Origin of the sequence: Fodinibius salinus, assembly GCF_008124865.1 — a bacterium.
Lineage (GTDB): Bacteria > Bacteroidota > Rhodothermia > Balneolales > Balneolaceae > Fodinibius > Fodinibius salinus.
The window spans coordinates 228,885-243,887 of the sequence record NZ_VNHY01000001.1 but is presented as its reverse complement, the minus strand read 5'-3'; the positions used below and the strand labels follow the sequence as shown (position 1 = coordinate 243,887).

Genomic DNA, 15,003 nt, shown 5'->3' with positions numbered 1-15,003 from the left:
TCGGTTACCCATGAAAAGATACGTGCTCTTGTTCTTTAAAGAGATCTATAATTTCATCCGCAGATGAACAACCACGCAGCTGCTCCCGAAATGAGGAGTTATTCATAAGGCGTGAAATACGACTCAGCAACTTTATGTGCAGACTATTACTAGATTGCGGACCCACAAGCAAAAACACCATGTTGACCGGTTCATCGTCAATCGATTCATAATCTACCGGTTCATCCAGCATTGCAAAAGCCGCATACGTTTCCTGGATACCAGGTGCTTTTCCATGAGGAATCGCCAGCCCTTTCCCCACGCCTGTTGACATAATATTTTCGCGCTCCATAACCGCTTCCCTAATTTTTTCGACCTCCCCGTTCGAAACATTATTTTGCAGTGACGATATTAATTTATCTAAAATTTCAGCTTTATCCTTGGCATGAAGAGCAGGAAAAACAGTTTGGGAATCGAGCAAGCTGAAAATATTCATTCGGCGAAAAACTATATTATTAATTCCAATGGATGTTAAATATACTCATCGTTAACGGTGTGATACAACTAATATTGGTAAATAAGAGCACACCAGAATGATTGCTATCATAAAACCATTTTTAATCGTTTTTCACAATTTTTTCTAAACCACAAAAATGAAGTTTTTTAAAGGAGTAACGGCTGTTCTCACCAAAGATCTGCAAACCGAATTTCGATCTCGGTATGCCATCAATACTGTGTTGGCATTTGTTGGCGGCGCTTTGTTGCTCATATTATTCGCACTCAATGCCGAACAACTTTCCCCCACTCCCCAAAGTGCGCTTGTCTGGATCGTTATCCTTTTTGCCGCACTATCCAGCTTATCCCGATCATTTGTGATGGAAACGGAACATAAAACATACAACCTTCTTCGGCTACATGCCCGCTCAGAAGAAGTATTTGTTGGAAAGTTGTGCTACAATTATCTTTTTTGCTTGTCAGTTAATACCACCACCTTTTTGTTGTATATTTTCTTATTAGGAATGCCCATTGCAGACAGCGGTGCATTTGTTCTGTTGCTTATTCTGGGAACCGCAGGACTTTCGGGCGTAGCCACCCTACTTGGTGCTATCGTTTCGCAGGCCGACCGTAAAGGTGCTATTTTTTCAGTACTAAGTATCCCACTTATGTTCCCGCTCATTTTAATACTCGTACGCACCACAAAAGCGGCACTTATTGAAGGAGTTATACAAAATTATGCCAATGACTTTTGGGCACTCTTCGGTTATGCCGGGGCCACAATTACAGCTGGTATATTACTTTTTGACTACATCTGGGACGAATAATTACTCATGACATCATATAAGAATCTTACATTTGAATTTGGAAATCGACGTCTCGTTGGCCAACAATTTGCTCGTGAACAAATTAAGCGAACAATCAAATCAGGACGCATCGGCCATGCCTATCTATTTTCTGGACCCCCAGGGTCTGGGAAAACAGCTTTTGCCCTAGCCTTTGCCGAGCTACTAAACGGTGTTGACAATATTACGGATCTTGGAGAACAGGCATTTTCAAAAAAATCATCTTGGTTTACGCATCCAGATATTCATGTATTTTTGCCTGTACCCACTTCAGTTTCGGTTGAGGAATTACGCAATAGACTAGAACTGCTAAAAAAAGATCCCTATGAAGTAGTGGATTTCAGCCTACGGCCTTCGCTTACCAACGAAGACAGCACCAGCAACAAGCAGGCATTTTATCCTATTGATTACTTCCGAGAAGAAATTCGTCCCACTGCCTTTTTGAAACCAAATGAAGGTAAAAAGACCATAGTTATTCTGACGGGCATTGAACACATGCGTAAAGAAGCAGCCAATGCATTTTTGAAACTGCTTGAAGAGCCTTCCGAAAATCTGATTTTTTTACTTACAACAAACCACTCAGAATCACTACTGCCTACTATAATCTCGCGCTGTCAACATATTCAGTTATCAGCTCTAGGTACTGATAAGATTGAACAGGCATTAATCCAGCGAGATGGACTACCGGAAGAAGACGCCGCCTACCTTGCTCGCGTTTCTGGCGGTAATTATGCTATGACACGCTTTTTTGATGCTGAAACCCTTAAAGAGACACGACAAGAGATCATTGAATTTCTCCGGTATTCTTATGTCCAGGATGCGGTAAATATCACGGAAACTGCACAAGATTGGCAGAGCCAAAAAAATATTGAGGGCCAAATTGCTGTGCTAAATATGATGGAAGTTTTTCTTCGTGATTTGTTGGTTTATCGCTCTACACAACAGAAATCGCTGATTACCAATGCCAACAAAATTGACGTAATTAAAAATTTTTGTTCTACACTCAGCGATGCACGGCTAGAAGATATGATAGCCCAAGTAAATAACTGCAAGCCATTTATCTATCAGAATGTACAGGGTAAATTAGTATTCACCAGCCTGGCCCTTCGTTTTTCAAGCCTGATGCGCGGAAACGATCCATTTATTGCTGATGACAATCCCTGGGAACACTTACCAGCATATACGAACTGACCTATGACAAATACTACATCACATATCCCCTTTACAAAAATGCAGGGCGCCGGCAACGACTTTGTGTTGCTCGATAATCGCAATCTCAACCTTTCCGAAGAAGACATTGCCGAGCTTGCTCCTGCCATCTGCGAACGTAAGTTTGGTGTTGGAGCTGATGGTATACTGGGACTTTCAAGCCCCCAATTGGAAGCTGTCGATTACACCATGCTCTACCGCAATCCTGATGGTAGTCCAGCTGGCATGTGCGGTAATGGAGCCCGCTGCATAGCTTTATTTGCACATTCTCTGGGCTTTGACAAACAACATCGTTTTAATGTGCATGAACAAATTTATGAGGCCTCTATTACCAACTCGAATACAGCCTCTATTGGTTTCCCCATGGAAACTTCGGTACAAGAACGAAGCGTTGCTGATCAAGAACTTTTTGAAACCTTTACCGGAACGGAACATATCGTAAAACAAGTCAACGAAGAACAACTAGAAAACAAAGACCAGCTAGTCAGTGAGGGACGCAAACTTCGATACCATCAGGACTTTGCTCCCGAAGGCACTAACGTAAACTTTATCTGTGGCAATGATACCTCAAGTCTTGAGCTGCAAACCTATGAACGTGGGGTCGAAGATCTCACCCTTGCCTGTGGAACAGGAGCTATTGCTTCGGCACTAGCCTGGCACCATATACAGGAGATGACTGCTACTTCTAACATATTTTCCGTCGAAACGAAAGGGGGAAAACTGGATGTTGGTTTTTCATATTATCCGGATGAAAAAAAATACTCAAATATAACACTCAAAGGACCCGCCCATTTTGTTTTTCAAGGCAACTTTCTACAGTAATCTCCTTTTTGTCACATTTTTATTGTATTTGGGGATTGGTTGTGCAGCCTCTAACCAAAATAGAAATGCTAATCTCACTCACTCTGATCGACCTCTTTTAACATCAGGATTTGCACTCCCAGGGCAGCAAGTTCCGCCCAAGGATATCCAGAGTATTCACGTACATCCCCAAAATGCCCCTGCTAAAGCCCCTATTATTAGCCTCAAGACTTCACAAAAACTTGTATTGTCATTTGATTATCTGAGTACACAAAGCCGCCAATTTCGAATTGAAATTTCTCATCGTACTCAAAATTGGAAACAAAGTTCTATTACTGCCTCTACCTATCTCGACAGTTTTTCTTATGCCTTTATCCAAAATGCAAAGGCCAGTTTTACTAACAATCCATCTTATCGGCATGTCGAATACTCGTTTCCAAATGATCAGTTACGTCCTGCTGTAAGTGGAAATTACTTAATTGAAGTTTATGACGACAACGATGGGACATTGCTTTTTAAGCTGCCTTTTTTTGTTACCGAAAACGAAGGGCAAATAAGTACTCAAATTGACCGATTATTTGCAAAAAGGAATGACGGGCGACCTCTTGATCAGCCTTCCAGTAAGTACCAATATCCCAAATTCGTTGAATACCCACAGTTTGATTTGTCGATGTCTTTTGCTCAAAACCAGTTTTGGGGGCGAATGCGCAAAGCTGATTTTCTTGATACCATTACTCAAAATAAGCTAAACGGCCGGTTGCAAATAAACAATAGCTTTGTGGGTAATTATGAATTTAAAACATTAAACCTGCAAAATTTTGAAGCAGATGGACAGCAAATTGTAGAGTATTTTCCAGGCCTAACGCCACCTAAAGTTGTTTTACGCCGTGATATCCAACGGTTTGGGGTAACGCCTAGCCCCTTTCCTCTTTCTAATCTGGGAATGCCAAGCAAGGGCCGGAGCGGAAACTATGCCCGGGTGCAGTTTTCGCTGACAACAGACTCATCAGTCTCTCCCAATACCAATATCTTTGTGATCGGTGATTTTAACAACTGGATTGTAAATGACTTCCATCAGATGGAATATGATAGCGAAAGAAAGCTCTGGAAAGGAAATGCAATCATCAAGGAAGGGCAATATGCTTATAAGTACGTAACAGTCAGCAATAACAATATAAACGACCTGGCACTCGACCAACTCTTTGTATCTTCAGCCCAAGAATATTTTACCTTTATCTATTATAAAGATCCTGATAAAAATTTTGACCGGCTGTTAAAAGTAGATCGCACTATGAAACAGTAAGTTGCTAAAAGAAATATCTATAACAAACTACAGATATTGATTATAACTATTTCTGCGAAATGCTCTAAAAATCTATCCCAATCGATATGTAGTGGATAGGATCGCTATCAAAACCATCGCGAAAATAGGGCCACCCCACATCATAACGCAAGGGAAATCCAAAAAGGACAGTACGCAGGCCAAATCCGGCGCCCATCAAGATATCTCCCTCAGTGACAGGTACCGAAGTCTGCCCACCCGGTGTAACAACCGTCTGACGTGTTTGCTGGGCTACAGCAAAATCCAGTTCTTTATCATTTAAAATAATTTCTTGTGTATTTTGCGGGTTGTTTTGGTTCCGAAACTCGAATTTTACATTCTGTCCCCAAGCCATCCCGGCATCCAAAAATGCTACACCAGTTAAGTTATATAACGGGAGTACCGGTATTGGACCGGGCAAAATAGCTGCAAACAACGGAAACCGGAATTCTGCGTTGACTAATGAAAACTTATTTCCGTAAGTAGCATTATACGGATGACCGCGAAGTGGCAGTGCCGGCTGGGTAAAGAAGGTGTCTCCAAGACGATCTAACGGAATACCACGACCCGAATACTGCTGATTAATCCATCCCAGTGTCCCCCCCAAAAAGAAAGTCTGTGAGTCACGGCCAAAAGAAGCTCCGCCAGATCCCCTAACGGCAAACGAATATCTGCTACCTAAGTGAAAATATTTTCGGAAATCGCCCAGTGCGGAAACAAATTGGGATGTGCTACTACTAATGGGCGGGCTACCACTGACACTTACCGAATACCGATGCCCTCCTCTTGGTGCCAAAAATCCTCCGAGTGTTTTGTCACTGGTATAAATTACCTGAGGGTATAAAAAAGTAGCTTTTTGATTGCTTGCCGTATCTTCATACGCAACTGAAAAGTCCTGTGCAAGACCAATAGCTGAGAGACTTACATCAACCCGACGGAATTTGTCAATGGGATACCGCATATTTATCCCACCGCCAAAGGTACGGAACCGAAATAAATTGCCACTAAAATCCTGGAAGTTTCTGGATTGATGGAAGAAGTTAAAAATCCAGTCAGTTCGTTGTTTAAGGTAACCGTACTGCAAAAAATAGGTGCTGTTGCGCAAATCTAAATTGAGATTGGTCCCAAAAGAGATCTGATGGTTACCCAAAAGATCACTGAATTGTATCTGAGTAATTCCATAAGCCCCATACATCGTTGAAAAATTACCTCCTGCATATACAAGGTCAGTGCTAAACTTTAGGCGATATTCATTGGGAATATAGCGGCCGTCTTCTGTTTTATTCTTTTTAACCTCAAACTTTGAAGCATCTAAATATTTTTTCTCGAAAGTAGAGTCTTCTGACACTGAGGAGTCAAATACATAGTTTCGAAAATCAATATTATCCGAACCCTCTTTAGCTGTGGTATCTGTTTGTGCTTGGGCTACCGTAGTATCACTTTTTGCCGACTTAGCATCTCCTGCCAACGTATCGACTGCCGCTTCTTTTGGCTCAGGATCCACTTTATCAGCTACGGCATCTGTTAAACTTGTTGTGGCCAGTGCATTGTTCGTTAACATATCACGAACGTAGCCGGTTGCAGGTACCCGTTCGGCCTCCGTCTCCTTAGCACGCCGCTGGGCCCAGTGATTGGGTTTCAGGGGACCATCTTTCTTTCGACTAAGAGGTGCATTTATCATAAAAATATCTAATGCCCCCTTGTTGATGGAATTAACTGCCAGCCGGCTTGCATCTGCACTAATTGACATTTGACGCACTCCAGTCTGTAGGTTGGTAAGTGGCACTGTTGTGCGATCTTCCAGATCCATTTGATATACATTAGGAATACCATTTTCATCAGAAATATAAAACAGCGAACCATTAGGCGAGGTAATAGGCTGCGTTTCATTCCATAGGGGCGTTTTCGTAAGCTGTGTTGCCTTGGAATCTCCGATAGTCACTGAATAAATATCTGAACTGTATAAATCATCGTCCAGTAACAACCTTGATGTATTTTTAACAGCATTTAATCTGGTTTCATCTCCACGCGATGAGACAAAATAAATAGTTTTTGAGTCACTGCCCCAAGCAGGTGTATAATCAGAGATCACATCATTCGTAACATTTATAAACTCTTCATTTTTAAGATTATAAACATAAATATCCTGGTAGGGTCCAATATTACCGTCAAAGGCAATTTTATTGCCGTTTGGAGACCAAGCTACAGAACCAATAGCATCCAATTTAGGAAATGAAATAAGACGTACATCGCCAGTTTCATAATCTACAATGGCCAGCTTATCTTCTCCCTTCGACTTTGTAGAGAGCGCTATTTTTTGTCCATCCGGCGACCACGTTAAATTAGGATTTAAAATGTTCAGCTCTTCAAAATTGACGTTATCTTCTCCCTTTATTAGCGTCTTTATTTTTTTCCCGGTTACCGCGCTAATGACCACCACATCAAAATAACCGCGTGCATTGGTAATCATCGCAATTTTATCACCCTGCGGTGAAATAGCGGGACTAGTGTTATAAGTTGCGTTCTTACCCTGATTAGTTAATTGTTCACCAAAATTAGTTACATCTTCGCGATTAGCCACCTCCGGCAAATATCGCTCCCGGTAATAATCTTTCCAACGTTTGGATAGCTCTTCGATACTTAGACCCAGCGACCGCCGAAAAGCAACTTCTAAACTACGCGTACTTTTCAGGGTCTGCATAATTTCCGTAATCTTTTGGCGTCCATATTCTTCGGCAATATAATTCCATACGGCCTCTCCCCCCCTGTAAGCAAAAAATCCCCCTAACCGAGGTATGGGAGGAATGTAATCATTAATAATAGCATCCCGCATATACATATCAGTCTCCGTATCCCACCCCAGCGAAGTATACTCGGCCATGCCTTCATTAAACCAATTCGGAATCTGCAGTGCATTACCGCTTAACCGAGATTGTACGGTGCCCCCATAAAACATATCGTTGATGACAGCGTGTTCAAGCTCGTGCTGTAACGTACTTCTAAATTTGGTATAATTACCGTCGAACGGCATGGTAATTCGATTCTTGTAAGGATCAGTAACACCACCAATTCCCTCTGCATCAACCGGTAGTGGCACCACGTTTGTCTGCGAGAAGTCGTTGTGAGAATCGTAAAGGATTACCTGAATACGATCAGCAATCTGATGGTCGAAATCCTCATTAAGCTGTTGCAACGAGGCTTCTAAATTGTAGGCTGCAAAATTAGCCAAGTCATAATTTTTCGACTGGTAATAATATATATCAAAATGCTCGGACTGTATATATTTCCAATCAAAATTCTTGTATTGAACCCTATTTTTGCCAAATGAAAAGTACTGGGCATGAGATTCTTGCAACAGTCCCCCAACAAAGACAATCACAAAAAGCAGTACCAACAATCGCCGTAGGTATCGAAAGATTTTCATAGTGACATTAGGATTTATATATGTAGATTATTCGCCGTCATCGACTAATTTCAGATCTATCTGCCGTGCTTTTATGTCAGTGTTAACAACTTTTACGCGGATTTCTTTCCCCAGCTGATATTTTTTGCCGTGATTTCGTCCAATCAGGCAGTGCTGGCTTTCGTTATATTCATAATAATCATCGTTAAGATCACTAACCCGGACCATTCCTTCGCAGTGGATATCTTCCAAATCAACAAAAATACCGCTACCCATTACTCCACTTATTACGCCATCAAAATCTTCACCAAGATGCTGACTTAAAAACTCTACTTGTTTCAGCTTTACAGAGTCTCGTTCAGCATCAATAGCCGATCGTTCCTGCTCGCTGCAATGTGCTCCCAACGTTTTAAGTTCGTTGTAGGAATACCCGGGTTTGCCAGCACCGTAAGCTTTAAGCAACCGATGTACAAGCACATCCGGATAGCGACGAATAGGACTGGTAAAGTGTGCATAATCTTCAAAACCCAAGCCAAAGTGCCCAATATTATCGGGGCTGTATTCGGCCTTCGACATAGCCCGAAGCATCAGATCATTGACCGTTAACTCAAGCGGAGTGTCTTTAATTTGGTCGAGAAGTACATTAATAGCTTTCGAACTTACCGTTGGGCTGTCGATATGAAAATTAATACCGATAGGTTTCACGTTTTCTTCGATATTCTTCAACTTATCAAGATCCGGCTGGTCATGAATACGATATAAAAACGGAAACAGATCTTCATTATCTTGTTTATTCGATTTTTTACGCAGTCCATCGACATGTTTTGCTACCGTTTTGTTGGCCATGAGCATGCATTCTTCAATGAGGCGATGGGCAAACAGGCGTTCTTTTAGCTTTACATCAAGGGGAGTGCCATCATCATCCAGAATAAACTTTGGTTCTTTGGTTTCAAAGTTGATACTTCCTTCCTCAAATCGTTTATCCAAAAGCGTCTGTGCTAATTTAGCTGCAGTTTGTATTTTTGCAGCGTAGTCACTGTCTGCTCCGTCGATCACTTCTTGAGCCTCTTCATAAGTAAAGCGATGATCGGAGTGGATGACGGTTTCTTCAATAGAATGATCAACTAGTTTACCATTAGGCGATATTTCCATAAAACAGCTGTAGGCCAGCTTGTCTTCATGCGGACTTAAACTGCACACACCATTACTGAGCTTTTCTGGAAGCATAGGAATTACACGGTCAACCAAGTATACACTGGTTCCACGCTTATAAGCCTCCTCATCCAGTACATTATTTCTGGGCATATAGTGCGTAACATCCGCAATGTGCACACCCAAATAAAAGTTACCATTATCCAATACCTTAATACTCAAAGCATCATCAAAATCTTTGGCCGTATCCGGGTCAATGGTAAAGACCGTCTCGTCGCGAATATCACGTCGGCGGGCAATTTCCTGTTTGGGAATACTGCTATCAATATTATCGGCAAAGACTTTTACCTGGTCCGGGAATCCGGGTTTAATATCATTCTCAGCTAAAATCGAAAGCACATTGGCATCATTAGACCCCTCCTTACCGAGAATTTCAACGATGGAAGCTTCAGGCAGCGATCGGGGATGTACCCAGTCAACCAGCTCAAAAACCACTTTATCGCCAGGCTGTGCTTTCCCAATATTATCCGGAAGTATAAAAAAGTTAGTATGTGCTGATTTTTCATCAGGCTCAATCAAATAATTTTGTTTGCCCTGCTTGTTTAGAGTGCCCACAAAAATGCTTTTACCGCGTTCTAAAACTTCAACTACTTTACCCTTGCGGCGACCATTGTTCTTATCAAACAATTCAACGCTAACCTTGTCATCCTGCAGAGCCGTTCCCAAATGCTTGGAAGACACTTGTACGTCTTCCTCAAAAGCATCAGTAATAAGATAGCCTGTCCCGCGCCGACTTATGTCAATTTTACCGGTTACGGTACGCTGTCCGCGCTTACTTTTATTGTCGGCCAGTTGTATAGCTCCACCTTTTCGTTTTACGATAAGATTACGATCAAAAAGGCTATTAATGACACTCTTAAGTCGATTATTATCTTGTTTGCCATTGACTTGCAGAATATTCTGCAACACATTAAACGGCAGTTGTGCATTGGGATTCTTTTGTAAAATATCGAGGATAATATCCTCAAAGGTTTCTTTTTTACTTCTATTCATTGATTAAATTATAAAACATTAAAATTCTTAATTTCCTTCTTCCGGTTTTTGAGCAGTCTCATTACGCTCTCCGGATTTCTTATTCTTATTTTCGTTCTCATTATTTCCAAAAATATTCCTAATCTTACGCATCAGCTCACCCCAAGTATTATATTGGACTTGCGTTTCAATACCAATACCATCTACGCTGGGCGTCACATCGCCGGCTTGGGATCCACTAGCAGAATAACTGTTTAATACCTGATCCTGCCGGTGAAAAGCTGTAAGTGATAAACCACGATTGATGCGATAAGTGGCATTAAGATCGCCAATGCGATCTCCAAAAGAACTTTCGGAACCTTGACCGGTTAATTGACCTTCGCGCCGTAAAATCAGACGGTCATTATACAATCGCAATGCAATTCCAAGATCCACTTCATTATTGGCATTCAAATTAAAGTCTACTTCAAGTTCACTTACATCACTGTTAAGTAAGGCATTTATTTGATTAGATAATAACGGACTTATCACTTGGTTAGAAAGCAACGGATTTATAACAGTAGAACCCCGTGTTAAGTTCTGACTCAGCGAAGCCGTAGAATTACTTGCCCCCCGAGATGGTATAAACTGGCCCGAGAACAGAATACTCGTAGCCTGTAACAGCTTTTGTTGGTCGTCACGATTAATCTGGTTGATCGTATATTGAAGCGTAGAGTTTGATGACAAATCAATGGAAGACGGCAGCCGAAAGAAAAAGTTATTTTCTACGCTGTTAAGAGTCCCAGTAATTTCCAGCACAAGCTCGATTGGTACCTGTTGACTAGTATTCTCATTTTCGGCATCAAAAGCTGTTTGGGATGTCAGCGTGGCAATATTAGGCCGTGCGTTATACACAGCACTGATATCAAGCCGGGCATTATCGGCGGGGCCTTCCCAGATAATAGTTCCGCCGGGCTGCAGTTGAAAATTGCGACTAATAATTTCTCCGGTCACAAACTGGTAATTCCCATTGTTAATGGTATATCGACCAAACATCTGCAGGTCTTGATCCTGCATAGTAATATTGAGCTGACCAGTTCCTCCCGCCGTAAGTACTTCTCCTGTAACGGGATCAAAAAGTAAATTCACCGTAACATTTTCGTTAGCCTCGAACTGTAGGTCCAAGTCAAAACGCTCGGTAAACGTCATGTCTGAAATTTCTTCTCGCAGTGCTTCTTCATCTACAGTCGCTTCTTTAGCTTGCTCTTCCGCTTCCTCAGTTTGTGACGTGGATTCGGGCTCAAAGGTTTCCACAAATTGTATAAACTTTCCGGTCTCCTGAAGTTCTGTTTCTTCGAGCAAAGGAATTGACATTTCAGAACTACTGCTTAATTGCAAGGTACCAGGGGTACGCATATACATATCCTGATTTGAACCAGTTAGCCGTAAAATTCCGGAACCGGATGCATTCCCGAAAAAGGGTACATCGGGATCTCTCTTATTGTTCAAGAACTGCAGCCGGTTCATATCCATCGTAAGATCAATATATGTGATAGGACTAAAATCATTAAAATCAATATTGCCCCATACCGTACCACTACCCCCCTTGGTATCGATCACATTTAATGAATCCAGCGTTACTCCCTCATCCCTATCTAATATTACCGGACCGGTTAAGAAATAATTAGTATTCACAAATTGCGGTTTGGCAAATACATTTTTTGTCTCAAAATTGGCGTGGAAATCTATATCATCAAAATTACCGGTGATATAACCGTCGCCCGTAGCTTGACCCTCCATATTTTGGAATATATTATCCAAGAAAAGCGGAAGCACCCACATATCAATTTGCTTGAAGCTGGCATCAAAATAATAGAGTGAGTCACTTTCAGTATTTGCATCCGGCTGTAATACATAGCCATCCAGCTGTATATCCTGACCAATTCCGTCATTAGAAGCAAGATAATCCTGATACTTAGTACTGTCCGTCTGGATATCAATTTGCGTATCAAACCGTTTTTTATCAGGATTATATTCGCTATTAAAATCGACATCACCAATTAGCCGGTTATTAAGCTTAAAACTGTTGATATCAAATTTGCCCTGCACGGTCGGTTGACGCGTAAGAGAACGGGTAACAAATGTACCGTTAAGCACGCCGTTGAAATTAATTTGGCCCTTAATAAGATCAGAAATACGATTCAGGTGAATATCCTCAAGGATATAGGTAAGCGAATCGCTCCGATTTTTGCTAAATGTTCCCTGCAATCGCAGATATTCGTCCCTGTTCTGAAATCGAAAATCGTTAAATTGAATTTGTCCCTTTTGATTGTAAGTAAAAGAGGGGGTTTGAACTTGCTGCCATGCATACTCCTGATTTCCCAAATAAAAATTAGGAACTGTAACTGAAATAGCCGTATCAGTAAGTGCTGCCTCTACATCCATTTGGAACTGCGTATTTTTCGCAATGCTTCCAGTTGTTTGGCTGTAGTATACTGAATCCTGATTTAGGGCAAAATCAAATACAAGTGAATCGGCTGTGAGCCTGGGGGTATCGAGCGTCCCAACGGAGGTTTCCCAATCAACAGTTGTAAATTCTTTGAGTGATTGATCGCTGCGAGCACTAGCCGTAAACTGTGTTTGGCTGTCGGTAAACGTCCAGTTATTAAAATTTAGAGAATCGGCCTGCATATTTGCTGAAAGTAAAAATCGCTGGGCACTGGTATTCGTACTAAAGGTCAGCTCTGCATTCGAGTATATTGACGGAAAGTCGGGAATATATTTTTTAATAAGGCTCAAATTTTTTGCTGTGATATTACCTTCAACAACCACTGGATCATCAGGCAAAGCAGAAGCAGATGGCTGCGCTGCTGGTTCGGTATCCAGCAACAACTCCGTCCTAAATTGACTGCGTAAATAAGGCATCCAAAACTGATACTGTTCAACAATATCAGATGGAAGGATATCACCGCTGATGTTCATATCAAATACGGAACTTGTAAGCCGCAATGAACGATTGTCATTGCCGGGGGCGTTTAGATCGGCATAAAATTGATGAGACTTGACAGAATCCTCTCCAACGATAGATGGATGAATATCGACATTTACCCGTCCATAAATATCGTCAAGCTTAAAATTTTGGAACTCAACGTTGTAATCAAAATTGAGACTCGTTGATACTACGGCAGCAGATTCAAGGTATTTTTTAATATTAAAATTCTGCCCATCCCCCTCTAACGATAACGATTTATCTGCTGTAACGTCAACGGTTCCCGATCCAGATAAATGCTCATCACCACTGGAATACTCATAATGGTGTGAAAACAATCCGTCTGACAATTCAGCTGTCGTCCATAATGTGTCAATACCAATATTATTGATATAACTGTCTGCCAAAGACACTTCAAAATTGCCGGATGCTTCTTCCAATGAAATACCTTGCCCTTCAAAACGACTATTAATATTCAAAGAAGTTGTATCCCAAGTGGTTATGAGCGGAGCAATATTGAGCTTTTTAGCGCTTATTGTACCCGAATAATTATATGGTGCGCGTAACTGGCTTTGACCATTAACGGTCAACCTCCCCATGGGATTTTGTAACTGCAAGTCAACATCCACCGAATTGGCAGAACCAGACGCCTCACCGCTGGCTGACAGATCTTGAAGCGCACGATATTGCGAAGTTGAAAGCGTATCAGCAAATTTATAAACATCCGGCTTGCGAAGGTTCACTGAATCAAGTGTTACATCATAAGAAAAATTTTGCTGCTTCAGGTGTTTAAAAAATCCTTTAAATCGAATAAAACTTTCTCCCGTACCTATGGAAGCTTGCGTTACAGCAAGTGAATCAGTAGTACCATCAGCCTCAACTTGTAATGAAAACTGTGGATCCCAAGAAGGTGTGTTCGGAATAATATCCCGCAAATCATTTAGCTCAAAACGTTCAGACTCCACACTTATATTATAGCGGGCTTCCGCTAACTGGCCTGTCAGATCAGGTTGTGTTATATCCACCCCCTGCACCTGTCCATTCAGGATAAATCGTGAATCGGCAAGATTCACATAAAAAGAATTGAACTCTAATGCATTTTGATCACTGTACAACTGGCCGGATAACGAAAATTTATCTATTCCTAAATTTTTTGTGTTGGCCGAAAAAGAACTAACATCAAAATATCGTTCCGGACCACCCCACTCCAGGAAAAAACTAGCTTCAATATCTGTAAGTGCAAAGGATTGAGGTAAATTCCCAATTTTGTTCTTTTTTGTTGCGGCAGTTAAATGTAGCGTACCGTCTGTAATTTCCAATGCCGGCGCTACAATCTCTACACTACTAAACCAACCCTCTTCTGCTGATTTTGAATCTTCGGCCAAGTTATCCTTTTTAGGAATTAACAAGCGACGGCGTCCTTCCTCATCAGAACGTATCCATAAACGAGGTTTATCAAGTCTAAAACCAGTGATAGCCAGTTCATTTTGCAGTAATCCCCAAACAGCAATTTGACTGGTCAAATTCTGAACCGAAGCCACAGTATCTTCAGATGCTGAATATGTGTTTACCAAAACAACATCTTGCATCGAAATATTAAAAGGGAGAAAACCGCCGACATCACCAATTTCCAATTTGGCATGGAAGTTCTGTTCTACTCGCTGTTCAATATTATCAACCAGATAGTTTTGAGTCACATCCAATTGAAGAACTCCGATCAGGCATCCGCCGACAATTAAAATAACTAACAGCAAAGCCATGACGACACGCCAAAAATACTTCCAAGCGTTATGTAACC

General features: G+C 41.4%; 8 protein-coding genes. 4 read left to right on the top strand and 4 right to left on the bottom strand.

From position 1 onward, the window contains the following. Positions 1-4: 4 nt before the first annotated feature. Positions 5-475, bottom strand: a complete 471-nt coding sequence (locus LX73_RS01125) for a PTS sugar transporter subunit IIA (protein ID WP_148897625.1) — start codon at positions 473-475, stop codon at positions 5-7. Positions 476-632: 157 nt separating this feature from the next. Between LX73_RS01125 and LX73_RS01120 the strand changes: the two genes are divergently transcribed. From LX73_RS01120 to LX73_RS01105, 4 genes are read left to right on the top strand one after another with little or no spacing between them, the layout of a single operon-like run. Continuing rightward, a complete protein-coding gene (locus LX73_RS01120; protein ID WP_148897624.1) occupies positions 633-1,301 on the top strand; it encodes a heme exporter protein CcmB in 669 nt (222 codons plus the stop codon). Positions 1,302-1,307: 6 nt separating this feature from the next. After that, a complete protein-coding gene (locus LX73_RS01115) occupies positions 1,308-2,510 on the top strand; it encodes a DNA polymerase III subunit (protein ID WP_148897623.1) in 1,203 nt (400 codons plus the stop codon). Between the two features lie 3 nt (positions 2,511-2,513). Next, on the top strand, positions 2,514-3,350 hold the full coding sequence (gene dapF / locus LX73_RS01110) for a diaminopimelate epimerase (protein ID WP_148897622.1): 837 nt from the start codon (positions 2,514-2,516) through the stop codon (positions 3,348-3,350). Continuing rightward, a complete protein-coding gene (locus LX73_RS01105; RefSeq protein WP_170245546.1) occupies positions 3,322-4,632 on the top strand; it encodes a type IX secretion system plug protein in 1,311 nt (436 codons plus the stop codon). Before dapF ends, LX73_RS01105 begins: the two co-directional genes overlap by 29 nt. A 64-nt stretch (positions 4,633-4,696) precedes the next feature. Here LX73_RS01105 and LX73_RS01100 read toward each other — a convergent pair whose 3' ends face one another. Genes LX73_RS01100 through LX73_RS01090 form a run of 3 tightly spaced genes read right to left on the bottom strand, consistent with a single transcriptional unit; the run spans position 4,697 to position 14,965 of the window. After that, positions 4,697-8,074, bottom strand: coding sequence for a peptidase MA family metallohydrolase (locus tag LX73_RS01100; RefSeq protein WP_148897620.1), 3,378 nt, complete (start codon positions 8,072-8,074; stop codon positions 4,697-4,699). Positions 8,075-8,101: 27 nt separating this feature from the next. After that, positions 8,102-10,258: a ribonuclease R gene (gene rnr, locus LX73_RS01095; RefSeq protein WP_148897619.1), complete on the bottom strand. Its 2,157-nt coding sequence runs from the start codon at positions 10,256-10,258 to the stop codon at positions 8,102-8,104. A 27-nt stretch (positions 10,259-10,285) separates the two neighbouring features. Continuing rightward, a complete protein-coding gene (locus tag LX73_RS01090) occupies positions 10,286-14,965 on the bottom strand; it encodes an AsmA family protein (RefSeq protein WP_148897618.1) in 4,680 nt (1,559 codons plus the stop codon). Positions 14,966-15,003 lie beyond the last annotated feature (38 nt).

Bases quoted from the DNA above. Each gene is read 5' to 3' on its own strand.
- LX73_RS01125 (WP_148897625.1), bottom strand. From the start codon at position 475: ATGAATATTTTCAGCTTGCTCGATTCCCAAACTGTTTTTCCTGCTCTT.
- LX73_RS01120 (WP_148897624.1), top strand. From the start codon at position 633: ATGAAGTTTTTTAAAGGAGTAACGGCTGTTCTCACCAAAGATCTGCAA.
- LX73_RS01115 (WP_148897623.1), top strand. From the start codon at position 1,308: ATGACATCATATAAGAATCTTACATTTGAATTTGGAAATCGACGTCTC.
- dapF (WP_148897622.1), top strand. From the start codon at position 2,514: ATGACAAATACTACATCACATATCCCCTTTACAAAAATGCAGGGCGCC.
- LX73_RS01100 (WP_148897620.1), bottom strand. From the start codon at position 8,074: ATGAAAATCTTTCGATACCTACGGCGATTGTTGGTACTGCTTTTTGTG.
- rnr (WP_148897619.1), bottom strand. From the start codon at position 10,258: ATGAATAGAAGTAAAAAAGAAACCTTTGAGGATATTATCCTCGATATT.
- LX73_RS01090 (WP_148897618.1), bottom strand. From the start codon at position 14,965: ATGGCTTTGCTGTTAGTTATTTTAATTGTCGGCGGATGCCTGATCGGA.